At 45.4% G+C, this 23,392-nt stretch carries 24 protein-coding genes; 16 read left to right on the top strand and 8 right to left on the bottom strand.

All coding sequences use genetic code 11. The annotated features are described in order from the left end of the window. The first annotated feature begins 151 nt into the window (after window positions 1-151). The 8 genes from E0D71_RS02970 to E0D71_RS02935 all read left to right on the top strand — a co-directional run bounded on the left by E0D71_RS02970 (window position 152) and on the right by E0D71_RS02935 (window position 7,879). Window positions 152-1,033, top strand: coding sequence for a flagellin (locus tag E0D71_RS02970; protein ID WP_133001797.1), 882 nt, complete (start codon window positions 152-154; stop codon window positions 1,031-1,033). 80 nt (window positions 1,034-1,113) lie between these two features. Next, entirely contained in the window at window positions 1,114-1,533 is a 420-nt protein-coding gene (locus tag E0D71_RS02965; protein WP_133001796.1) for a flagellar protein FlaG, read from the top strand. A gap of 41 nt (window positions 1,534-1,574) precedes the next feature. After that, window positions 1,575-3,014, top strand: coding sequence for a flagellar filament capping protein FliD (gene fliD / locus E0D71_RS02960; RefSeq protein WP_133001795.1), 1,440 nt, complete (start codon window positions 1,575-1,577; stop codon window positions 3,012-3,014). A gap of 33 nt (window positions 3,015-3,047) precedes the next feature. Then, window positions 3,048-3,482, top strand: a complete 435-nt coding sequence (gene fliS / locus E0D71_RS02955; protein ID WP_133001794.1) for a flagellar export chaperone FliS — start codon at window positions 3,048-3,050, stop codon at window positions 3,480-3,482. Continuing rightward, window positions 3,482-3,775, top strand: coding sequence for a hypothetical protein (locus tag E0D71_RS02950; protein ID WP_133001793.1), 294 nt, complete (start codon window positions 3,482-3,484; stop codon window positions 3,773-3,775). The genes fliS and E0D71_RS02950 overlap by 1 nt, the downstream gene beginning before the upstream one ends. Then, a complete protein-coding gene (locus tag E0D71_RS02945; RefSeq protein ID WP_133001792.1) occupies window positions 3,765-5,873 on the top strand; it encodes a 6-hydroxymethylpterin diphosphokinase MptE-like protein in 2,109 nt (702 codons plus the stop codon). The genes E0D71_RS02950 and E0D71_RS02945 overlap by 11 nt, the downstream gene beginning before the upstream one ends. 9 nt (window positions 5,874-5,882) lie before the next feature. After that, window positions 5,883-6,902 carry a pseudaminic acid synthase gene (gene pseI / locus E0D71_RS02940; RefSeq protein ID WP_133001791.1) on the top strand — a complete coding sequence of 340 codons (1,020 nt, stop codon included), beginning with the start codon at window positions 5,883-5,885 and terminating at the stop codon, window positions 6,900-6,902. Next, window positions 6,899-7,879 carry a UDP-2,4-diacetamido-2,4,6-trideoxy-beta-L-altropyranose hydrolase gene (locus tag E0D71_RS02935; RefSeq protein ID WP_133001790.1) on the top strand — a complete coding sequence of 327 codons (981 nt, stop codon included), beginning with the start codon at window positions 6,899-6,901 and terminating at the stop codon, window positions 7,877-7,879. The genes pseI and E0D71_RS02935 overlap by 4 nt, the downstream gene beginning before the upstream one ends. A gap of 11 nt (window positions 7,880-7,890) precedes the next feature. On the opposite strand, the gene pseF is transcribed toward E0D71_RS02935, so the two are convergent. The 4 genes from pseF to E0D71_RS02915 all read right to left on the bottom strand — a co-directional run bounded on the left by pseF (window position 7,891) and on the right by E0D71_RS02915 (window position 11,457). Then, a complete protein-coding gene (gene pseF / locus E0D71_RS02930) occupies window positions 7,891-8,592 on the bottom strand; it encodes a pseudaminic acid cytidylyltransferase (RefSeq protein ID WP_133001789.1) in 702 nt (233 codons plus the stop codon). Continuing rightward, on the bottom strand, window positions 8,589-9,776 hold the full coding sequence (gene pseC, locus E0D71_RS02925) for a UDP-4-amino-4,6-dideoxy-N-acetyl-beta-L-altrosamine transaminase (RefSeq protein WP_133001788.1): 1,188 nt from the start codon (window positions 9,774-9,776) through the stop codon (window positions 8,589-8,591). The genes pseF and pseC overlap by 4 nt, the downstream gene beginning before the upstream one ends. Continuing rightward, window positions 9,769-10,758, bottom strand: coding sequence for a UDP-N-acetylglucosamine 4,6-dehydratase (inverting) (pseB, locus tag E0D71_RS02920; protein WP_133001787.1), 990 nt, complete (start codon window positions 10,756-10,758; stop codon window positions 9,769-9,771). The genes pseC and pseB overlap by 8 nt, the downstream gene beginning before the upstream one ends. Window positions 10,759-10,899: 141 nt before the next feature. Then, window positions 10,900-11,457, bottom strand: coding sequence for a DNA-3-methyladenine glycosylase I (locus tag E0D71_RS02915; RefSeq protein ID WP_133001786.1), 558 nt, complete (start codon window positions 11,455-11,457; stop codon window positions 10,900-10,902). 137 nt (window positions 11,458-11,594) lie between these two features. On the opposite strand from E0D71_RS02915, the gene E0D71_RS02910 reads away from it, so the two are divergent. The 6 genes from E0D71_RS02910 (at window position 11,595) to E0D71_RS02885 (ending at window position 17,148) form a co-directional block, all read left to right on the top strand. Further along, a complete protein-coding gene (locus tag E0D71_RS02910) occupies window positions 11,595-12,212 on the top strand; it encodes an NUDIX domain-containing protein (protein WP_133001785.1) in 618 nt (205 codons plus the stop codon). Window positions 12,213-12,251: 39 nt separating this feature from the next. After that, window positions 12,252-13,196 carry an acetyltransferase gene (locus E0D71_RS02905; RefSeq protein ID WP_243711910.1) on the top strand — a complete coding sequence of 315 codons (945 nt, stop codon included), beginning with the start codon at window positions 12,252-12,254 and terminating at the stop codon, window positions 13,194-13,196. Then, window positions 13,193-13,669 (top strand): DUF1249 domain-containing protein, encoded by a 477-nt coding sequence (locus E0D71_RS02900; protein WP_133001783.1) that lies wholly within the window; start codon window positions 13,193-13,195, stop codon window positions 13,667-13,669. The genes E0D71_RS02905 and E0D71_RS02900 overlap by 4 nt, the downstream gene beginning before the upstream one ends. Window positions 13,670-13,740: 71 nt before the next feature. Next, on the top strand, window positions 13,741-14,331 hold the full coding sequence (locus tag E0D71_RS02895) for a YqiA/YcfP family alpha/beta fold hydrolase (RefSeq protein ID WP_133001782.1): 591 nt from the start codon (window positions 13,741-13,743) through the stop codon (window positions 14,329-14,331). 136 nt (window positions 14,332-14,467) lie between these two features. Then, window positions 14,468-16,369, top strand: coding sequence for a DNA topoisomerase IV subunit B (parE, locus tag E0D71_RS02890; protein ID WP_133001781.1), 1,902 nt, complete (start codon window positions 14,468-14,470; stop codon window positions 16,367-16,369). Window positions 16,370-16,524: 155 nt separating this feature from the next. Further along, window positions 16,525-17,148: a UPF0149 family protein gene (locus tag E0D71_RS02885; protein ID WP_133001780.1), complete on the top strand. Its 624-nt coding sequence runs from the start codon at window positions 16,525-16,527 to the stop codon at window positions 17,146-17,148. Window positions 17,149-17,250: 102 nt separating this feature from the next. Here E0D71_RS02885 and E0D71_RS02880 read toward each other — a convergent pair whose 3' ends face one another. Next, complete coding sequence (locus E0D71_RS02880) at window positions 17,251-18,447, bottom strand: amino acid aminotransferase (RefSeq protein ID WP_133001779.1); 1,197 nt, start codon at window positions 18,445-18,447, stop codon at window positions 17,251-17,253. A gap of 280 nt (window positions 18,448-18,727) precedes the next feature. After that, complete coding sequence (locus E0D71_RS02875) at window positions 18,728-19,426, bottom strand: pirin family protein (protein WP_133001778.1); 699 nt, start codon at window positions 19,424-19,426, stop codon at window positions 18,728-18,730. A gap of 155 nt (window positions 19,427-19,581) precedes the next feature. On the opposite strand from E0D71_RS02875, the gene E0D71_RS02870 reads away from it, so the two are divergent. Both E0D71_RS02870 and E0D71_RS02865 read left to right on the top strand, forming a co-directional pair. Then, window positions 19,582-20,484, top strand: a complete 903-nt coding sequence (locus E0D71_RS02870) for a LysR family transcriptional regulator (RefSeq protein ID WP_133001777.1) — start codon at window positions 19,582-19,584, stop codon at window positions 20,482-20,484. A 32-nt stretch (window positions 20,485-20,516) separates the two neighbouring features. Beyond that, window positions 20,517-21,473 carry an AEC family transporter gene (locus E0D71_RS02865; RefSeq protein ID WP_133001776.1) on the top strand — a complete coding sequence of 319 codons (957 nt, stop codon included), beginning with the start codon at window positions 20,517-20,519 and terminating at the stop codon, window positions 21,471-21,473. A 112-nt stretch (window positions 21,474-21,585) separates the two neighbouring features. Here E0D71_RS02865 and E0D71_RS02860 read toward each other — a convergent pair whose 3' ends face one another. Both E0D71_RS02860 and E0D71_RS02855 read right to left on the bottom strand, forming a co-directional pair. Then, entirely contained in the window at window positions 21,586-22,632 is a 1,047-nt protein-coding gene (locus E0D71_RS02860) for a Gfo/Idh/MocA family oxidoreductase (RefSeq protein WP_133001775.1), read from the bottom strand. Window positions 22,633-22,730: 98 nt separating this feature from the next. Further along, the gene (locus E0D71_RS02855; RefSeq protein ID WP_133001774.1) at window positions 22,731-23,387 is read right to left on the bottom strand and encodes a DUF480 domain-containing protein; all 657 of its coding nucleotides are present in this window, start codon (window positions 23,385-23,387) and stop codon (window positions 22,731-22,733) included. Between the last annotated feature and the right edge of the window lie 5 nt (window positions 23,388-23,392).

The following is a 23,392-nucleotide window of genomic DNA, read 5'->3' as shown; positions in this document are numbered from 1 at the left end:
TGTCTTAGGCATAAAATCACCCTTTGTGTGGCGTGTTTTTGCCTGTATTAGGTAAATAATTGCCATAAATTGCTAAAGTTTTTTAAAGAGACGTCGATATCAAGGACGAGTACTGCTTTTTCGCAGGATTTCTGAAATCTTTGGAGGCTATATGGCTCTTTATGTAAACACGAATGCCTCATCTCTTAACGCTCAGCGTCAATTGATGAGTTCAGGGAAAACGTTAGACACAGCTTTCCAGCGATTGTCTTCTGGTAGCCGTATCAACAGTGCTGCTGATGATGCTGCTGGCTTGCAAATTTCGGATCGATTAACTTCTCAAGTTAATGGTTTGAACCAATCTGTACGTAACGCGAACGATGGCATTTCTTTGGCGCAAACCGCTGAAGGTGCATTAGACGAAACAACAAATATGCTTCAGCGTATGCGTACTTTGTCTTTGCAGTCTGCTAACGGCTCTAACACTGATAAAGATCGTACTGCACTACAGCAGGAGATGGGTCAGTTATCGAAAGAAATCAACCGTGTTGCATCGGATACTACTTTCGCAGGTCGTAACCTGTTAGACGGTACTTATGATGGTGTCTTCCAAGTTGGTGCAGATTCTAATCAAACCATCAGTTTTAACATGAAAGACGCTGGTGCGAATGGATCTATCGACTTTGCGGGTAACGGTGGTTTCACCATGTCCGGTTTGTCTAGCCAAGCATCTTCTCAAGTCAGTGTGTCTACTGCGTCTGTTACCTCTATGGCCAATGCTCAAAGCATGATCGGCGTTCTTGACTCGATGATCTCTGCGGTTGACTCTAAACGTGCGGAATTGGGTGCGGTGCAAAACCGTTTCGGTTCAACGATTAACAACCTTAGTAACATCACAGAAAACGTATCTGCAGCTCGTTCTCGAGTGAAAGATGCTGATTTTGCTCAAGAAACTGCGGCGCTAACAAGTGCACAGATTTTGCAGCAAGCTAGCTCATCGATTCTGTCACAAGCAAACCAACGTCCTCAAACCGCGTTGTCTTTATTGAGATAGTTCTTTCGTTAAGATAGTTCTAACATAGCTAAAAGCTGGGGCAGTGCCTCAGCTTTGTCTGTTTTTAGGAGACTTGGGGTATGTCGATTAGTTCTAGTGATCTTTCTAAACAAGCTTTCCACAGTATGTCGCTTAGACCAGAGCAACGTGCTTCCCATGAATTTACCGCTCGAAAGCAACTTGAGTCTAAAGTTGTCCAAGCTCTGTCCGATACAGATAGGGTAGGCAGTAATACACCACAAGGGCAAGGTCCTTCCCCTACGGTTGAGCCTAACCAAATTGAAGAAATGAACAGCAAAATGACACAATTGAATGTGCGTTTGTCATTTGAAACCACTGAAGATGGTGGTAGAAATATCATTAAAGTAGTCGATCAATCTTCCGGGGATGTAGTGCGTCAGATTCCTACTGAGGATTTTTTGAAAATGTCAGAGCGAATCGATGATATTATTAGTGAGCTAAGTGATGTTAAAGGCACCTTAGTGAACAGTAGGGTGTGATATGTCGTTTTGATGATGTCTAAAAGATCAGGAGAAAAGCTATGGCGGTTGGCTCATTGGGTGCTGGATCAGGTGTTGATCTAGAGTCACTTGTTAATAAAATGGTGAGCGCTCAGAGAGATGATAAGGTTAAGCTGTATAAAAACACCATCCAAGGCTACGACTCGAAATTATCAGCGTTAGGGTCTGTTGGATCAGCCATCGACACCTTCAAATCTACCGTAGAAAAGCTAAATGATAGCGATCTTTTTACTGGTCGTAATGCCATTGTTGATCAACCTGATGACAAGAAAGTACTTGATGTAAGTGCAGACCGAAACTCTTCAAACGGCTCTTATGAAATCAGTGTTAATCAGACTGCAAAAGGCAGTCGAGCTTTATCTACACCAGGGTTATTCAGTTCAGCCGATGATGTAATTACCGCTCGCGGTGGTAAATTAACCTTTAGTGCTGGAGATAAATCTTTTACGCTTGATGTACCGCCTAAAACAACACTCTCCCAATTAAGAAAACAAATAAATAGCGCAGAAGACAATTTCGGCGTGTCGGCCAACTTGGTTGATAACGGTGAAGGAAATTTGTTTTTTACGATTACCTCGGATAAAGAAGGGGATGGCAGCTCTTTACGCATCTCAAACGTACCGACTCCCTTATCTCAGTTGGCTATTTCGGATTCCTTAACGCAAGATGAAAAAGACGCATTAGAAAAAGCACCGACTAATGCCAGTGGTTTGTCTTTAGACAGCGTATCTACCGAAGGTTTGTCAGCAGGTATGTCTGTGTCACTCAATGATCAAGCGCGAGACGCTGTGATTACGGTAGATGGCATTCAGATTCGTAACGACAGTAATACGTTTGATAAAGCGGTGTCTGGCTTATCAATAGACGCACTTGCTCTAACGACCAAGCCAACAAAGGTGGATGTTAGTTATGACGAAGAAACAGTGAAAGAGACGATTAAAAGTTTCGTCTCTTCTTATAATGATCTTGTTGGTGTTTTAGGTCGAAGTGCTGCGAAAGGCTCTGTCTTGAATGGTAATAGCATGATTCGCAACTTGCAGTCATCAATGACCAGTAGTTTCATGATGAGTCATTCTAATACTGGTAAGCTAGCTTCTGTTTTTGACCTTGGCCTTAAAATGGGCAGTAAGGGGACCTTGAGTATCAATGAAGCTAAGCTTGATAAAGCAATAAGCCAGAATTATGACGAACTTCCTGACTTATTTACCGGCACTGGTGGCGTCGCTGGGTCTTTGGATAAATTGCTGAACAGTTATACCGGCAGAGACGGTATGAATCAGGCGCTTAAGGATTCCATCCAAAAGTCCAAAGATAACACAGAAGAAACCTTGCAATCTTATGAAGATCGCATGACCAAATACGAAGCTTCTCTACGGGATAAATTTACCAACTTAGGCTCACAACTTTCTAATATGAAAGCTCAGGGCAACTATTTAAATTCCACACTAAATAATCTGTAACAATGTTTTAACTGTAACAAAACGGGGTTGTGTATGTACGAGAAAAAAGGGATTCATGCTTATAAAAAGGACTCACTAAAGTCTGATTTGGCCTCTGCAGATCCTCATCGAGTCATTCAGCTCTTAATGCAAGGTGCCTTAGAGCGGTTAGCACTTGGTAAAGGCTGTATTGCGCGAGCTGATTGGGAAGGAAAGGCCGCAGCACTGACAAGCGCTGTTGAAATTATTAATAGCTTACGCGATGCCTTAGACCGCGATGTTAATCCTGAGTTAGTCGATAATCTTGAGTCTTTGTATGACTACATGACGGCTCAAATTACTGAGGCGAGTGTGAAGAAAGATACCGCGATTCTTGATCATGTAATGGGTCTTATCTTACAGATCAAAGGCGCTTGGGACCAAATTTCTGATATGGACAAACAGAAAGCCTACGAAGAAAGAAATCAAGCCAGAACAGGAACGGTTTAATGCTGGATGAGGCTTACCTAAAACGCTCGATTACGATACTAGAAAAAAGCATCAAGGAAAAAGACAGTCAGGAAATACTGCGCTTTTGCGAAGAAAATGATGCTTTTATTCGCTCTATCGAACCTTCAGGTAATGCTCAAATAGACTCTCAGATAAAGGTCTTTATACAGCTACATCAACAAGCGATTATGCTTATTCAACACCTACATGACACCATGAAAGAGCAGCTTTTTCAGTCCACCAAAACACGCAAAGGTGTTAGTCAGTACAAAGGCGTCAAACATGCTAAATGAGAGCTCCCCTGTTTCTGTTGAGCAAACAGAAGAATTTATTTTGCTTTTTTCTCAAGGTTTAGCGCGCATTAAAGAGCACGACCAAGCTCTTACTGAGCGTTATTTTAAAAACATGGCGTTATTTGCCAGTGTTATGCCGCACATATACGACGAGTTTGCTCACTTCCAGCCGACAAAAAAACATATTTACATGGAAGCTTGCGGCGACTTAAATTTATTTCGCGAAGACATTGCTGCGCCTCTGTTTTCCCAACAACCAAGAGCGCAGTCAGAGCGAAAAATACTGTCATCGTTGGCGTCGCCTAATAAAACCTTCCTCAATTTAAATAAGACTGATAATCACCCAAGTCGCCATGTGTTTTATAGCAATAAAATGATGGACGTGATGGCTGAGCAAAAAAAAGGTCTAGAAAAGCAAAAAGGGCTACCTGCATTTGTGGGTTCTGCTGTCTTTTTTGGGATTGAGCTGGGCTACCAACTAGAAGCGTTTCTAGCGCGTCAGGACGTCAAACACCTGTATTTATATGAATGCGATTTAGACTATTTCTACTATTCATTGTTTGCCATCGATTGGCAGCCAATATTAGAAGCATTCAACTCGGATGGCCGTACCATACATTTTTTTCTAGGTGTGGAGCCTGAAGAGTTTACCGAAAAGTACATTCTTCAATTGGCTGAAAATGGCTATTTCATGGCCCCTGAGACGTTTTTGCACGTGGCTTATGGTAGCCCTGAAAATGACAGCGCCATTGCTTATTTTCAAAAGCACTACGCTCGACAGGTCATGGGATGGGGCTTTTTTGATGATGCGTTAATTGGGATTGCTCAAGGACTGCGTTCTCTACCGAACACTCGATTGGCGGAATTTAAAGGCCGCGACGCATTACCAAAGTGGGTGACAGATGTCCCTGTGTTTATTTTGGGTAATGGCCCTTCTTTAGACCAAGGCATTGAATTGGTTAAAGAAGTCCGTGATCAGGTTTTGTTAATTAGTTGTGGTTCGACGATTAATACCTTAAAAAAATTGGGCATTACACCGGACATTCATGTGGATATTGAACGCATGAAACAGACGGTGGACAAGTTCTTGTTTCTTGATCAAGACTACCTTGATCAGATTTGGGGATTGTCGGTGGATGTCATGCACCCTGAATATTTTCAATACTTCAAGCGCTCAGGAATGGCGATGAAGCCAGGGGAAGCCATTACTTCTCTGATCCTAAATCAAGCCCGTGCCCAAGGCGATACTAAAGACTATGTACAGCTTAATTTCTGTAATCCAGTTGTAGCGAATTTGGCACTGTCTTACGTTCAACTATTTGGCTTTAACACTGTGTATTACCTTGGTGTGGACAATGGCTTTAAAGACAAAGGCAGTCATCACTCGATTCACAGTGGTTACTATAAAGATGGAAAAGAATCCGGTTTTCAGAGCTTCCAAGACGCCACGTTAATTGAGCGAGAAGGGAATTTCGGTGGTGTTATATACGGCACCAACATCATGGAAACGTCTCGAGTTCAGCTAGAGTCTCTGACGCGACAGCTTAATAAACGCCGAGGGTTTAACAGTTATAACTTGTCTGATGGCGCGAAAATGGAAGGCGTTGAGCCGCTCCAGCCAGAAGATGTGATGATTTTAGATCCTAAAGTTGATCATAAACAGATTGTTGATTTACTTGATAAGGCATTTTTTACCGAACCGCCTGAGAGTATATTAAATCAAACTCCTGAAGCACTGATCTCGGTAGAAGATTTTCGTAAGGTCACTCAATTGTTGATGCAAGGCTGGGACGACAGCGTCACGTCCCGAGCGGCTGTGTGCGATTTGCTATGGTCTCATCATCGTACTATTTATTTCTTGAAAGGCAGTGTTCATAGGCATATTCAAGATTTATTAATTGGCTCTTTCACCTATTCGGCGTTTTTGATCATTAAATTTATTTTTGAGTATGAGGATGAAGCGGAAGCCGTTCGTCGTGCGCAAAATTTATTTTCTGTTTGGTGTGAATTTCTGGAAGAGATGCCGAGTTTAGTACAGCAAGCGTCTGATTTTGTTGACCAGGGAAATGACCATCTTATTACTTTTTATAATGGCTAGCGCTTAATTATGTTTGAAAATACGCCTTTTATTATTGCCGAACTTTCTGGCAATCATGACCAGAATTTTGAGTTAGCAAAATCAATGATCACGGCCGCTGCAAAAGCAGGCGTTGATGCGATTAAGTTACAAACCTACACGCCCGATACCATGACGTTAGATGTTCGTCATGGTGAGTTTATGGTGTCGGAAAGCGACAGTTTATGGCACGGCTCTAATTTATACGATTTATACGCCAAAGCATCGACACCTTGGGAATGGCATAAGCCTTTATTTGAATACGCTGAGTCCTTGGGACTCGTTGCATTTAGCTCTCCTTTTGATTTGAGCGCAGTGGCATTTCTTGAGTCATTGGATGTGCCCTTGTACAAAATTGCCTCGTTTGAAATGACCGACATTCCTTTGATTCAAGCGGTGGCAAAAACGGGAAAGCCAATCATAATGTCGACTGGCATGGCGAGCTTTGAAGAAATTGAAGAAGCCATTGCGGCGATTCGAGCAATAGGGGATAACCCTCTTACCCTGCTTAAATGCACCAGTACTTACCCTGCTAAAATAGCCGACTCTAATTTGCTCACCATGGCCGATTTAGCGAAACGCACAGGCTGTTCAGTCGGTTTATCGGACCATACTCAGGGGATTGGTGCTGCGGTTGCTGCGACGGCATTAGGCGCCACCGTGATCGAAAAACATTTTGTTCTCGATCGCAGTGCAGGAGGCGTCGATGCGGCTTTTTCTATGGAGCCTGCGGAAATGAAAGCCTTGGTTGAAACCTGCAGAAGTGCCAAAGAGGCATTAGGCACAGTGACTTATGGTGGCTCTGAAGCCGAGCAAAAGGCCAAGAAATACCGTCGCTCAATCTATATCACTCAAGACCTTCCCTCTGGCACTGTATTGTCTGATCAGCATTTGAAAATCATTCGTCCTTCGTTGGGTTTAGCGCCTAAGCATTGGTCTGAGGTGGTGGGCAGAACACTGGCATCGGATGTGCAAAAAGGTCAGCCGTTGTTTTGGGATTTGATGGAATGAAAGCTCTAATCCGTGCCGATGCGTCTGTGCAAATCGGCATGGGACACAGAGTGCGTTGTCAGGCATTGGTGGTGGCATTGCAAGCGCTTGGCTGGCAATGTCAGTTTGTTGTGCATCGTGATTGCGCGGCTTTCTCTGAATTGAATGATCGCCTGATTGATGATGAATGCGAATTTCTTATGCTTGCCATGGAGGCAGATCTCGTCATTTTGGACCACTACCAATACCAAGCTTCTGATATCGAAAAGGTATACCAGCAACAAACCAATTTATTCGTGCTGGACGATATGAATGATCGAGGCGCATTCCCTGCTAGATGGGTGTTGAACCCACTTCATGAACGCTATTCTACGCGTGTTATCACGCCTTTAACCGGACCTCAATTTGCCTTGCTGCGTCCTGAGTTTTCCGCTCCTGCGGAGCCTGTTATTGCTCCCCCTGAAAAATTATTGATTACATTAGGTGGCACAGACCCACTTATGCTGACATTGGGTATTTTGCAGTCTTTGCTACGTCATGCTTTTCCAGTAGAGAAAATACAGGTCTTGTTAGGTAAAAATGCTGCCAATAGTGAGGCTGTTAAGGCTTTTTCAGAGCAGTATGGAATTCAGCTTGCGCAAGGGGTCGTGGAAGTCAGGCCGTTCATGGCGAACGCAAGGCTTGCGATTGCGGCGGCGGGTGGGACCTTATTTGAGCTGGCGTGTATGAGAGTGCCGACCGTGTTTGCTCAAGTCGCTGATAATCAAACGCGCTCTTTAGAAGAACATGTACCGCTGGGCTGGTGCCAGTGGGTTCGTTTTGATGATCTCCCTGAGGCAAAGCGAAGCGATCAGATTGAGACATTAGTGCATCACGTATTGCTGGCTTGGTCTGATTCCGCTTGGCGGCAAGCGTCTAGAGTAACGGCTCAGTCGCTGGTTGATGGACAAGGCTCTGTTCGTGTTGCGCAAATAATTCATAACGCGTTAGTTGCGTAATAACAGTGCCTTTATGGGCTATTCAGCTTCATCAATTGAGTTAAACGCTGCCAGTCTTCTTCTGTGTCCAGATCCTGAATTCGGTGTCTCGGTAGCATAATGGGTTTCGACCTTTCGCCAAAGATATGACCATCTGTTAACCAACTTTCAGTCGTCGCCCAATAGAATTGGCCGGCATCATGAATGGCTTCGACCAGATCTTGCGATCGTTTGCCGATGTGCTCTGGGAACAAGGTGGTGAGTTTGCCTTCGTTGTTTAGGCATAATGCGCGTTGGATAGGAAAATCAAAGGTGCTGGCTGAGAAACAAAAGCTGGCATTTTCTAACGCTTTAAAGCCTTCAATAATGTCATCGGCGCGCAGCAAAGGGCAGGTCGCGTATATCAGACAGGCTTCGCTTGGCGCTTGCCCCAGCTCGGTTAGAAAGCGCAGAGCATGCTGCATAACAGGGGTGGTTCCGGTAAATGCATCGGCTAAATTAGCAGGCCGCATGAAGGGCGTTTCTGCGCCATATTCTCGTGCTACAGCGGCAATTTCGTCATCGTCTGTTGAGACAATAATGCGGTCAAATAGTTGGCTCGCATACGCGCTTTCAATAGAGTAAGCAATGAGTGGCTTGCCATTAAGTAAACGGATATTTTTACGTGGGATGCGTTGTGAACCACCGCGTGCAGGGATCACGGCAATACGCTGAGAGGGACGTGTTTGGCTCATGCAGACATCACTCTACTGGTAATTAAGGCGTGTTTTAATAGTAACGCCACACGATTTTGTTGGGCTTCACTTAACTCAGAAAAAAGCGGCAAACTCAAAGTGCGGGCGTAATAATCTTCTGCCACAGGGTAGTCCCCTTTGGCAAACCCGAGGGCTTGATAGTAGGGTTGAGTGTGCACCGGAATATAATGCACCTGAGTGCCTATGCCTGCTTGTCGCAAGATATCAAATACCGACTTTCTTGCATCTTTACTGCTCTTAGGTAATAAGATTGGGAACAGGTGCAAAGCGGAATAACTGTCTTCGGCTTGGAAAGGCAAGGTGATGGGGAAGTCTTTTAGCAATGTCTGGTAGCGCATGAATTGAGCGTGGCGTTGTTCAATAAACTCATCTAAGCGCGACAATTGCGACAAACCTAACGCCGCTTGTAGCTCGGTCATTCGGTAATTGAAGCCCAGAGTATGTTGCTCATAATACCAATCACCAGGATCTTGTGTGAGCTCTTCTGGCGATTTTGTTGTGCCCTGCTGAGCGTGGGTGCGCATATGGCTGGCGAGAGCGTCATGATTGGTAACCGCCATGCCGCCTTCCCCAGAGGTAATGATTTTGACCGGATGGAAACTAAAGACGCAGATGTCACTGAAGCGACCATTGCCAACCGGTTGTCCTTGATAACCGGCGCCAATGGCATGGGAAGCGTCTTCAATAATCGCAAAACCGTATTCTTTTGACAGCTGGTGAATCGCTTGCATATCGCAAGACTGTCCGGCGAAATGCACCGGAATCACCACCTTTGGCAAGGTGTTTTGGCGCTTTGCTTGCTTGAGTTTATTGGCGAGCTGACGCGGACAAAGGTTGTAGGTTTGTGGGTCAATGTCCACAAAATCTACGTCTGCCCCACAATAGCGAGCACAATTTGCCGATGCAATAAAGGTATTTGGTGATGTCCAAACACGGTCTCCAGCGGTGACGCCCAAGGCTAAACAGGCCAAATGCAAAGCCGAAGTGGCACTGTTCGCTGCGACGGCATAACGGGCACCAACTTTGTCGGCAATGGCGTCTTCAAACTCGGTTACTCTTGGTCCTTGGGTGAGAAAATCGGACTTTAGAGCCTGCACAACGGCGGCAATGTCGTCATCGCTGATGGATTGTCTGCCGTAAGGAATAAAGCCGGTATTACTCATCGAAGGAGAGGATCTCGTCAACGGTTAAAAAGTGTGGGTTGCTGCCTGATTGGTATTCAAACCCTGCGTTGACCAAGGTGCCTTGTTCTCCTGTTTTATTGCGATCAAAACGGATTTCATCTTGGAAAAATTTAATGCTAGGCGCAATCACATAATGATCTGTGAATTCAAAGGTGTGGAAGGAATCGTCAGTCGGGCACATCACTTCATGGAGTTTTTCACCTGGTCGAATCCCTACTTCCTTTGTTGGAATGGACGGTGCATAAGCCGCCGCTAAATCCATAATACGAACCGATGGAATTTTAGGAATGAAAATTTCACCGCCATGCATGCGTGTGAAGTTACGCAGTACAAAATCGACTCCCATTGGTAAGGTAATCCAAAAACGTGTCATTTCAGGATGGGTGATGGGAATCGCCTTTGCACCCTCGTTTACCAGCTTTTGGAAGAAGGGAACCACTGAGCCTCGTGAGCCAACCACATTGCCATAGCGAACCACAGAGAAGCGAGTGCGGCCTTGTCCAACCATATTGTTGGCGGCAACAAAAAGCTTATCAGAGGCCAGTTTAGTGGCTCCGTATAGGTTGATAGGCGCTGCTGCTTTATCCGTAGAAAGTGCAATGACTTTATCTACATTATTGGCAATGGCGGCCGCAATCACATTTTCGGCGCCATGAATATTGGTTTTAATGCATTCCATGGGATTGTATTCAGCGGCGGGCACTTGTTTTAGTGCCGCCGCGTGGATCACATAATCGACGTCGCGCATGGCTTGGGTTAAGCGGTCTTTATCGCGTACATCGCCGATGAAATAACGCATGCAAGGAGCATCAAATACTTGCTGCATTTCATATTGTTTTAGCTCATCACGAGAGTAGATGATCAGTCGTTTAGGCTGGTAAAGTGCCAACAGGGTTTTGACGTATTGGTGGCCAAAAGAGCCGGTACCACCAGTGATGAGAATACTTTTGTTGTTAAACATGGAATCAATACCGAACCAATCAAGTGTGAGTGTCGTTTGTTGCGTGGCGTATTGGTTGTATTTTCGGCACGCATAAGGTCTAAACTATTATCGGCAAGCCGACGGAAAACATTAATAAAATCAAGACACTGACGCCATAAGTTAATGGCGTGCGCAGCAGTTTTCTAAATGGTCATTGACCATGCCCGTTGCCTGCATAAAAGCATAGCAGGTGGTTGGGCCGAAAAAATGAAAACCGCGTTTTTTCATGTCCTTGGCTATTTTGCTAGAAAGCGTCGTAATGGCTGGCACATCGGCCATCGAATGTACGGTGTTTTCGATTACTTTGTGGTCGCTAAAAGACCAATAATACTGACTAAATGAGCCAAACTCTTCTGCAATGGTCAAAAAAGCCTGCGCATTTTTTATCGTCGCGCTGATTTTTCCACGATGACGAACAATATCAGGGTTGAGCACTAATCTGTCTATGTCTTGCTCGGTCATGGTGGCCACTTTTTGAGGGTCAAACTGGTGAAAAGCAGACCGATAACCTTCACGTTTGCGTAAAATAGTGATCCAACTTAGACCCGCTTGAGCGCTTTCGAGTACAATATACTCAAACAATGTTTGGTCATCATAAACGGGTTTTCCCCATTCTTTATCATGGTATTGAATGTACTCTGGCGAGCCTAGACACCAATGACAACGGACAGCTTCCATCAGTTTGTCTCCTTAATCAAGAAATGAGCATACCTTGTTGATTTGATAGCGTCATCTGGATTTCAGAATTCTCTACGTTGTCACTTTGTTGAGCATGCTAAGAAATCTTAACACGCCACGAAATAGGATGAATAATTATGGCTTTTAAACCGACCTATAGTCAGAAAGATGTGGACATCATTAACGATGAATGTGTCTACAAAGGCTTTTTTGAAATGCATAAACTGACCTTGAAACACAAAAAATTCAACGGTGAGTGGAGCCAACCCATGACCCGTGAAATGATGGTACGTGGCGATGCTGTATGCGTTCTCTTGTTTGACCCTGTGGCTGATAAAGTGCTGTTGATTGAGCAGTTTCGTCCAAGTTTACCAAAAAGCGAATCACCTTGGTTGATTGAATTGGTGGCCGGTATGGTCGAAGAAGGGGAAGACGACGAAGAGGTCGCGCGCCGTGAGTCATTGGAAGAAGCAGGCGTTACTGTAAAGCGTCTTGAGTACCTCTTTAAATTTGTGCCTTCACCTGGTGGGTTGGTGGAATACCTTCGTATGTATGCTGGTGAGTTTGACGCCAGCGCTGTGGATATTAACCGTACTCATGGTTTGGATGAAGAAAACGAAGACATTCGCCTGCATCTTCTGGACGCAGATGACGCCATTGCGTTGCTCGATAGCGATGTGGAAAACGCCAGTACTATTATGGGGTTGCAATGGTTTGCGCTAAACAAAGACAAGCTATTAAAGCGTTGGTGTTAATCGACCATGAAACAAAAAACGACGTTGGGATTAGGGCGGATGAGCGTTATACAGCCAATAGTAGGTGTTCTGTCCTTTTTCTTTATGTGTGGGAATGTGTTGTTTTGGGCCGGCTTGATGCATGTGTTTGCCCTGGTTCGTCTGCTGCAAAAACGCGGTGGATTGGCACGCACAGAGCAGCTTTACGACCGCTGCTTTGCCGGTTGGATTACCACTAACGAATGGTGGTTCCAGCGAGTGCTTGGTGTTTATTGGCAACTTGATGAGAACATGGTTAAAGATTTTGAACATTGGCATTTAATGGTGGCCAATCATAGATCTTGGGCGGATGTGTATATTATTTTGGCGCAACTTAATGGCCGTCGTCCGCTGCCTCGTGTGTTTATGAAACAGGTATTGTTCTGGTTGCCTTTAGTGGGTTCAGCGACTTGGCTGATGGGGTTTCCTTTTATGAAACGCTACAGTAAAGCCAAATTGCAGAAGTCGCCGCACCTTATCGGCAAGGATTTAGAAACAACGAGACAATCTTGCCGGCGTTTTATCCAGCGTCCTAATTCGGTGCTAAGTTTTGTAGAAGGCACCCGATTTTCGACTAAGAAGCAGCAACAGCAAAGGTCGCCGTATCAGTACCTACTGAAGCCAAAAGCTGGTGGTGTTGGGTTTGTCTTGCAAGCCATGCCAGGGAAGTTTTCTAGGATTACCGATATCAATGTTTTATACGGACAGGAAAATATTTCTTTTTGGGATTTGCTGTGCGGCCGATTGACCGCCGCGCAAGTGATAGTAAGAGATGTCGCACTGCCAGAGACCATGTTACAGCCTGATTACCAAGCGGCAAAAAAGGATCGTGAAGACTTCTTTGTTTGGTTTAATCTATACTGGCACGATAAAGACAACAGAATAGCAAGCCAATTGGCGGCTATGAAATCGAATGTGATGCCGTTGAAAGAGGTTCTGACAGAAGGAAGTTCATCACAAGAATGACTGAGGTAATAGAGCAAATGTCAAAACAGTACGTCCCTGATTTATCCAGCTTACAACTGCTTGGCGAGTTGAATTATCGCCGTGTGGTTAAGCTGATGCGCGGGCACGAGGAAGAAAAGGCATGGCATTTTTCGATTCACAGTGCAGGCGACCAAGAGAGCAGATTGTGTTTGTCTCTTGGCAAAGAAAGCCGCTTCACGTCAGAAGTGTTGTTAGAATTTGGGCCAGAGAGTTCAAATGAATTGCTGTTTGATAGCAAGGTCGTCATGACGGTGCGTTTATATCATGATGTGGGTATTGCTGAAATTACCGATGGGCATCGTCAGTACAGTGGTAGCTACCCTTATCCTAATGGGGACATGTACCACAAAGACGAAAAATTCCGTTTGAATCAGCAGCTGTCTGATTTATTAGAGCTGTGTCTAAAGCACGGACATCGCCTGTACGAAACGCCTTATTTTCAGTTTGCCTAGGCTCTCTCTTTTATTGAGAAAGCATCTTTGAGTTTCCCATTTTATAAACCACGATTTGAGAGGGTGCTGGGTTGAATAGCTTGCTCTATATTCACGGATTTAATAGTTCAGAACGCTCCCATAAAGCCTTGGTTTTAAGTGAAGCCATGGCTGAGATTGGCAAAGCGGGTGGTTTTTTATCTCCGCGGTTGCCATGGCAGCCCGCGCAAGCCATCGCCTTATTAGAAGAGATCATAGGCTCTTATCTTGAGACCCACGGTGCTGGCACAATGACGCTAGTTGGCAGTTCATTAGGAGGTTTTTATGCCTGCTATTTGGCTGAAAAGTTTCAGATAAAAGCGGTGTTGGTGAACCCAGCAATGCAAGCGCCGCGTTTATTAGTTGATCATGTAGGGGCACAATATAATCCTTATACTGATGAGCATTATGAATTGACCCATGAGCACATGGATGAACTCAGCACCTTGGTGATTTCACAGCCGACGCCGGAGCGTTATTGGCTGATGCTGCAAGAAGGCGATGAGGTGCTGGATTATCGCGTGGCGCTAAGCGCCTTTCCTCAAATCGGCAAATTGACCTGTGAAGCCAATGGCGATCATCGGTTTATTGGCTTTGAGCGATTTGCCAGCGATATTTTGCATTTCGCAGGAATCAAAGTGTAATTACATTGGCTAAGTAGGTGGTCGATTTCACAGGCTTCAACTCCAGTGATAGACTCTAGACCATCTTATTTACATCCTAACTCGATACTGTATTTTACCTTGGTATCGTAATCTCAATTTGGAAGAACAAATACGCATGTCTGCTAAAGAATATAACGCCGGATCGATAGAAGTGTTGAGTGGCCTAGAGCCAGTACAAAAACGTCCAGGAATGTACACCGACACAACACGCCCCAATCACTTAGCACAAGAAGTTATAGACAACTCAGTGGATGAGGCGTTAGCAGGGCATGCTGATCGCATCGAGGTCATTTTGTATAAAGATGGCTCAGTCAGTGTGGAAGACAATGGCCGTGGTATGCCTGTTGATATTCACCCAGAAGAGGGGGTGTCTGGGGTCGAGTTGATCCTCACCAAGCTCCATGCTGGGGGCAAATTCTCTGGGGATAATTACCAGTTTTCTGGTGGTCTACATGGTGTGGGCGTGTCAGTGGTGAACGCCTTATCGACCTCATTGGAAGTGTTTGTTAAGCGTGATGGCAAACAATATCAAATCGGTTTTGCTGACGGTTTTAAAGTCTCTGAGTTGGCCGAAATAGGCACGGTAGGTAAGAAAAACACAGGCACAAAGGTCAAATTTACCGCCGACGGAAAGTATTTCGACAGTCCTAAGTATTCTTTATCGCGTCTTAAGCATTTATTAAAAGCCAAAGCCGTTTTGTGTTCTGGTTTGCATGTGATCTTCATTGACCAAAGTGGCGCTGAAGAAGCACGTGAAGAGTGGTTTTACCAAGACGGACTAAAAGACTATCTAGCACAAGCCAACGAAGGGTTTGAGTTATTGCCAGATGAGCCATTTTTAGGCGGCTTGACCGAAAAAACGCAAGGGGTTGACTGGGCAGTACAATGGTTGCCAGAAGGCGGAGAGTTGATCACAGAGAGCTATGTTAACCTGATTCCTACTGCGCAAGGCGGGACACACGTTAATGGTTTGCGTACCGGTTTATTGGAAGCGATTCGAGAGTTTTGTGATTTCCATAACTTGTTACCGCGTGGCGTTAAACTCACAGCAGAAGACGTCTGGGATCGCTGCAGTTATGTGCTCTCCGCTAAAATTCAAGAGCCTCAATTTTCAGGGCAAACGAAAGAGCGCTTATCGTCTCGTCAGATTGTGCCGTTTATTTCTGCAACCGCTAAAGATGCGTTTAGTTTATGGCTGAACAAGCACGTTGAAGACGGTAAAAAGATCGCGGATTTAGTGATTAATAGTGCGCAGAAGCGTTTAAAAGCCAGCAAAAAAGTGGTTCGTAAAAAGATCACACAAGGTCCTGCGTTACCAGGTAAATTAGCGGATTGTTCTGGTCAAGATTCAAGCCGAAGTGAACTTTTCTTAGTGGAAGGGGATTCAGCTGGTGGTTCTGCTAAGCAAGCAAGGGACAAAGATTTCCAAGCCATTTTGCCGCTGCGAGGCAAAATTTTAAACTCTTGGGAAGTGGATTCTAGCCTGGTGCTGGGCTCTCAGGAAATTCATGATATTTCTGTCGCCTTGGGAGTGGACCCTGGTGAAGATGAGTTGGCTGGATTACGTTATGGAAAAATTTGTATCTTAGCGGATGCCGATTCCGATGGGCTGCACATTGCGACTCTACTGTGTGCGTTATTTGTTCGTCATTTCTCAAGCCTTGTGAAAGCTGGGCACGTGTTTGTTGCCATGCCGCCGCTTTACCGAATCGACTTAGGGAAAGAAGTCTCCTATGCCTTGGATGATGAAGAAAAAGACATCATTTTGCATAAAATGCAGGCCGAGAACAAACGCGGTACACCAAACGTTCAGCGTTTCAAAGGCTTGGGTGAGATGAACCCTTCTCAGCTGCGTGAAACGACAATGGCACCAGACACCCGTCGCTTGATCCAATTAACCATGGAAGACCCATTAGATACGGGTGAACTTCTGGATAAGTTGCTGTCAAAAAAACGCGCAGGAGATCGTAAACATTGGCTAGAGACTTACGGAAACCTAGCGATTGTTGAGGCGTAATATGACAAGGCGCCTTTGTTAAAAAGGCGCTTTCTTACCGCATTCTGTCTAGAGTGCTGAAATACCCTGTTTATCGAATTTAAGTGTTTCATCAGCAAGTCTAATAAAGACGGGTTACACTTAGAGAAACCAGCAACAAAGTGGAACACAATTACATGTCTGATAACGAAGATCCTAACGTCATTAGTGAAGAGGCGCTTTATGAGCGTCTAGATCACTATTTGTCCACGCTTGGAACCGATAGATCTATTCTTTGTGTGTCAGAGTTAGATGGCTTTTTAACCGCCATTGGTTGCTCTGAACAAGAGCTTGCCCCAGACTTTTGGTTGAGCGCTATTTGGGGGGCTGATGAAGATCAGCCAGCATGGGCGTCGTCAGAGGAAGAAGATGAGTTTCTAAGTCTTGTTTTGATCATGTACATGGAAACCATGAACACGATTGTCCACGGTGACCTTTACCCTGTGTATTTAGAGCAAGAAGTAGACGGTGGAGAAAGTCAGGTTGTTGTGGAAGAATGGTGTGTGGGCTTTATGCGAGGTTCTCGCCTAATTGGTCTGGGTTTGGATGAAACCAATCGAGATTTTTATGATGATGTACTGGCATCGGTGCGTCTCTTTGGTACCGAAGCGGGCTGGGTAAAGCTAGAAGGCATGGTGGACGAAGAAATTCAATTTTGGCAAGACAATATTGAGTCCTCTATTTTACGGCTGGCTCAGTTTAACCACCCAGAAATTCAAACCATATCCACAGAAGATGAAAAGTCCCATACACTGCATTAAAGAGGATTCTTTTAGGCGGTTAGAAGGGCAAATAAAAACGCGAAAAGAGACGATCTTTTCGCGTTTTTTTATGGCCGTTAAGCTCGGCTTTAAACGAGGGTATTAACCAACTACTTTAGCAATGCTTTCGCATAAGTAATCAATGTTGTTGTCGCTGACGCCTGAAATGCTCATGCGGCCAGAGTCGGCAATATAAATTGAGTAGTCGCTGCGTAAGCTGCGGACTTGCTCAAGGGTTAAGCCTGAGTAAGAAAACATACCGCGTTGGTCTTTGATAAAGCTAAAGTCTTTGCTGACACCAGAAGCGGCCAGTTTAGCGACCAGTTTTTCACGTAAGCCATTAATTCGATTGCGCATTGCCGTGACTTCTTGTTCCCACTCTGCTTTTAACTCAGGGTTGCTCATAATGGTATAAACAACCGCAGCACCGTGTGCTGGAGGCATAGAGTAGTTTGCACGAATCGCTTGACCGACGATAGAGAAGGCCGCGTTGGCTTCGTCTTTGCTTTCTGCAATGATACTTAAGCCGCCACAACGCTCGCGGTAAATACCAAAGTTCTTCGAGAAGGAGTTCGCAATTAGCATGTCTTTTACGTTAGCCGCCATATGACGAAGGCCTGCCAAATCATCGTCTAAGCCATCGCCAAAACCTTGGTAAGCCGCATCAACAAGAGGCAGTAAGCCTCGCTCGTTGACAAATTCAGTCAATATTTTCCAATGTTCAGGCTGTAAATCGATCCCCGTTGGGTTATGGCAGCAAGCGTGAAGCAATAACACATCACCTTCTTTCACTTCGGCTTTTAACGTTGCCATCATGTCATCGAAGCGTAGACCGTTGGTTTTTGGGTCATAGTAAGGGTAAGGTTTTACTTCAACACCAGCGGAATTAAAAATAGATTCGTGGTTGCCCCATGTTGGATCACTCACCCACAAACGCGCGTCTTTTAAATTGGCGCTGATGAAGTCTGCCGCTACTTTAAGAGCGCCGGTACCACCAGGTGTTTGAGTTGAACGAATGCGTTCAGAAGCAATCAATGGATTGCCTTCGCCAAGAATTAAATTCTGGATAATAGCTTCAAATTCCGCCGCGCCGTAAATACCTAGGTAGCTTTTAGAATCTTCTTGTTCAAGCAAAATTGCTTCCGCTTTTTTCACGCTATTTAAAATGGGAGTGGCACCATTGTCGTCTTTGTAGACACCCACACCCAAATCAATTTTTTTCGGATTCGTGTCTTGCTTATGAGCAACGATAAGAGCTAAAAGAGGGTCGCCAGAAACGGCTTTTAAATGCTTAAACATGATAGTTACGGGGTCCTTTTAGAATGACTCACAGCGTTACCGCCATAAGGAAAAATAGCGTGTGTTACTTGCTTGAACAAGCAAACCATTCTGCCGTATTTATCGCAAAATACAATGCAAGAAGAGGGGAAATTCTGGATTAGATGTAAAGAAAATAAGACACCTTATGTTTCTTTATTAGAGACGCGTTCTTTTGCTGCATCAGTGCTATCAATGTTGCCTTACCAAGGAAGGGGCAGAGACTCAGAAAGTCGCTGCCCCTAGTGTGACAATAGCAGGATTAAGCCAGATCAAAAATCAGTGCTTTTGCTTGCTGTTGGCCGGCGTTTTTCAGTGTGATCGCCTCTTCAAGACGGATCTTGGCACCATCGCCCTGTGTTAGCACTGTGCCATCGGTCAGGGTTAATTCGCCTTCGACCTGATGAATATAAAGGCTTCGATCAGGTTTAATGCTGATGGTTTGCTCTTTTTCAGTGTCTAAAATAAGCTGAAATAATTGTGCATCTTGCTTGATGCTTAACGTGCCATCACGGCCATCGGGTGTGATGATGCTTGTTAGCCCGTGTTCATTGCCAAACGCCTTTTGTTGATATCCAGGTTGGCCACCAATAACATTTGGCTCGATCCAGATTTGCAGAAACTTCAATGTGTCTTTGTCTGAGGCATTAAATTCACTGTGAAATACGCCTTTTCCTGCCGACATTAATTGAAATTCACCCACGGGCAATTCTTTGATGTTTCCCGCGCTGTCTTTATGGGCAATACGACCTTGCAAGACATAACTGATGATTTCCATGTCTTTGTGACCATGAGTATCGAAGCCTGCGCTGGGTGCGACCGTGTCATCGTTGATGACTCTTAAGTGAGAAAAGCCCATTTGTTGTGGGTCATAATAGCTGCCGAAAGAAAACGTATGATGGCTATCTAGCCAGCCAAAATTAGCGTGTCCACGATCGTTTGCGTTACGAATAGTTATCATCGTTCAACTCCATCTATTGAGTAGGTTAGTGGGCTGGCGACTTCTCTTCGCGCGGCCCTTTGTGGTATGAAGTGAGTGTAAGAGACCGCAACTCGAAAGAAAATTAGAAGATTCTGAGCTGTTATTTCAAAATATTTGAACAAAGAGATATGACCATGAATAATGCCGTAACCCTAGACGCATTACGGGTGCTGGAGGCAATAGATCAGCTGGGCAGTTTTGCCGCCGCCGCAGATGCTTTGTTTAAAGTACCGTCCGCCCTTACTTATACGGTTAAAAAACTTGAGGAGGATTTAGGCGTATCACTCTTTGATCGCTCGCGGCAAAAAGCGGTATTAACACCAGCGGGACAACTTGTACTAGAGCGAGGCCATTTCATCTTGGAAGCAACGCGTCGTTTAGAGGAGTCGATAAGCGCGCTTGAATCCGGTTGGGAGCCAAGGTTAAGAATTGCACGAGACACTGTGTTGGCGGAGGAGCCATTGATGTCTGTCGTAGGAGATTTCTTATTGCAGAACCGGCCGGTAGAGGTGATTTTATCGGAAGAGGCAGTCGGTGGTGCCTGGGATGCATTGCAAGATGATCGAGTGGATTTGGTGATCGGAGCAACCGGAGAATTACCCAAAGGGCATTTTCATACCCGAGCTTTAGGCGAGATCGAGTTTGTCTTTGCTGTTGCACCGACACACCCCTTGGCTCTGACGCAAGGGGCGGTGAGTGCGTCACAATTACGAGAATACCCTGCTATCGTGGTATCGGATACCTCAAAAATTTATCCGGCACGCAACAATGGTATTTTTGAAAGCCGACAAGTACTGAAAGTGGATACTATGCGCAGCAAAATACAGGCGCAGTGTTTGGGGTTGGGGGTTGGTTACCTACCTAAGCACAGGATTCGCGAAGAACTAAAAAACGGGCGTTTGGTAGCGCGTGAATGCGATATCCCAAGGCCCAATCAAATGGCCTATTTGGTCTGGAAGAAAGAAGAGCTAGGGCGCGGACTTAGCTGGTTTGTTGAGGAACTGGAAAAACAAGATTGGTGTTTAATTAAACGTTAATATTTAGGCTTTAACCACGATAAGGATTTAGTGTGTTTTCACTTTCAATGGCGATTATTCCAATATTTTTGTTGCTCATGGCTGGAGCACTTTGCCAGCGCTTGCGCTTCCCGATGGAAGGCTTTTGGGTGGGGGTGGATAAGTTAACCTATTGGTTGCTGTTCCCGGCGCTGCTTTTTTATAAAACCTCTCAAATTGATTTCTCTAATCCCTTGTTGTCTCAATATGCATTGATTTTATTATGCGCTTTAGTCATCACGGCGATATTTACTTTTGTTAGTGCATGGTGCGTAAAAGCGACAGCGCCAACGGCGTCGTCCATGTTACAGGCAGGGGTGCGTTTCAATACCTTTATTGTGTTGGCGTTAGCCGGCAGCTTATATGGCAATGACGGCTTGATTTACGCCGCGTTGGGCGCTTCTGTGCTGATTCCATCGGTGAATGTGTTTTTGGTGGTGAGCATGGTATTGATGCATGGTAAGCCATCAAAGAGTGACCCTGGTAATGCGCTTTACCCTTCCTTGCCCAAGCTATTAAGCGGTGCCTTAATTCGCAATCCTTTGATTCTTTCCATTGTGCTAGGCAGTGGTTTGAATTTATTGGGACTCACTCCGATTCCAGTGGTGTCTGAGATGGCAGAGTTACTTTCTAAAGCGGCGCTGCCGATGGTTCTATTGGCTGTGGGGGCGAGTGTCCGCTTAGAAGCTATTCGCTCTGTAGGCATCTTCTTTGTGCTTTCAACGATTGCCCGTTTTGTGGTGTTTCCCTTGTCGATAGGCTTGATGTGCTGGTGGCTGGGCATAACCGGTTTACCGGCGTTGGTGGCGGTTTTATTTGGTGTCGTGCCAACGGCCACATCCGCTTATGCTCTTGCACGTCAGTTAGGAGGCGATGCGGAGCGCATGGCGGCCTTTATTACATTACAGACCATTCTGTGTGTGGTGACGCTTCCTGTGAGCGTGTGGCTTAGTCAAATGGCGTTTAACTAAGTGCGTACTCAAGTGCGCGAGACAGTTTAACCGCCGTCATAAAAAAGCCCTGTGTGACCACGCTTCAGAGACGTTAGATCAAACATGGCTTTTTTGTTTTTGTCGTGAAGCGTCAGTGCTTGTGGTGATGGTGCTCATGATGGTGATCATGAAGCTCTTCTTCTGGATGGCGAAGCTCAGACTCACCAGGGTAGTGAAGCCCCATGTCCTGACGAATTTCATCCAGCGTAGCAATAAGCTCAAGGCTGTCTTTCCAGCTGTGGTTAGGGCTTTCCTGTAGGCCTTCAATTAAGCAGCGATTCACCTCATCCACTTCGAATTGGTAACCTTCGCCAGGGAAGTCAAATTCAACCGCACGTTCTTGGCCTTCACTGCTAACAATGCGGCAGGATTTGGCTTTAAACCATTCAGAGTCGATTTCAATGTAGCCTTTTGACCCAGAGAATATTGCTCGGTTTGGATGGCAAGAAATGAGAGACGCTTCTAAAGACGCCAATTGACCGTTTTCCCAACCAAGTAATATTTGCTCAAACACGTCCACGTCGGTATCGCCAATCACTGCTTGGTTTTGTACAAAATCGGGTTTGCCAAAGAAAAGTTGGGCTAAAAATACAGGATAAATACCAATGTCAAGTAGGGCACCACCGCCCATTTCCAGATTCAACAAACGATGTTCTGGGTCCGTGGGGGCCAGAAAATTAAAGCTTGCTTGAATGCTATGCAAAGCGCCGATTTCGCCTTCTTCAACCCACTCTATGACCTGTTCAATAACAGGATTAAAACGGGTCCACATGGCTTCCATCAAGAAAACGTTTTGCGCCGCAGCAAGGTCGTACAACTCTTTGGATTGTGCTTCATTGAGGGTAAAAGGTTTTTCGCACAATACCGCTTTGCCTGCCAGTAGACAGGCTTTGGTCAAATCGTAATGGGACGTGTGTGGCGTCGCGATATAGATAACATCAACTTCGTGGCTGTTGATAAGTGAAAAGTAATCCACAAATGCGAGTTCGATATCAAAGTCGGCGGAGAAGGCGTCAGCCGACGCTTTATCCCGTGACGCGATGGCGCGTAGTTCGCCCGATTTAGCATAACGAAAGTCGCTCGCAAAACGGCGTGCAATGTTACCTGTGCCGATAATTCCCCAGCGTACTTGTTTCATGGGATTCTCCTTTTCACATAATAAGGCGTACAGCACCAGTTACTTTTGGTGACCAGTGCTCGCGTTCAAAAAGCGGCTAAGTCTGACGCTAATTGTCATTATAGTCCACTGGCATTTTCTAGCTGCGCGATTCGTTCTGACAAGTTTAAGACCAATTCTTCTAAAGCCTCAATGCGTGCGAGGAGTGGCTCATCATCCACAGGCTGGTTAGGCTGGATACGGGGACTGAGCTCGGCGTTGTATTCTGAGCAAAAACACTCTTGGTAGCGGGACTCTCGTTTACCTGGTTCGCGTGGCAACGCTTGAACATAAGGTCCACCGGTTTTGTCTTGTAGGGCTTTCAGTGCAGATTCGACTTCTTCTCGGTTTTGAAAGTTATGCAGGCGCCCGCTTCGTGAACGCAGTTCGCCCGGAGTTTGTGCTCCTCGTACGAAAAGTAAGCAAACGATCGCCAACTCGGCTTGAGACAGCTGTAAATCAGAAAACTCCGTATTGCAAAAACGGTGTTGGTATTTACTTACGCGACTGTGAGAAGCAGAGACTTGAGTAACTAACCCTCTTTCCACCAGTTCGTCTACCGCGTCTTGAATTTCTAGTTCCGTGTAGCTTGTGACAGGCTCACGGCTGGACTTTTGATTGCATGCATTGACCAGTGCATTGACGCTGAGCGGGTATTGATCGGGCGTGGTGATTTCTTTTTCAATTAGGCAGCCGATGATTCGCATTTCAATCTGGTTTATATCGTAATAGCTCATAGTCT

It is taken from the genome of Marinomonas sp. KMM3893 (assembly GCF_004352855.1).
Classification (GTDB): domain Bacteria; phylum Pseudomonadota; class Gammaproteobacteria; order Pseudomonadales; family Marinomonadaceae; genus Marinomonas; species Marinomonas arenicola.
This window is presented reverse-complemented; position numbering and strand designations above follow the sequence as displayed.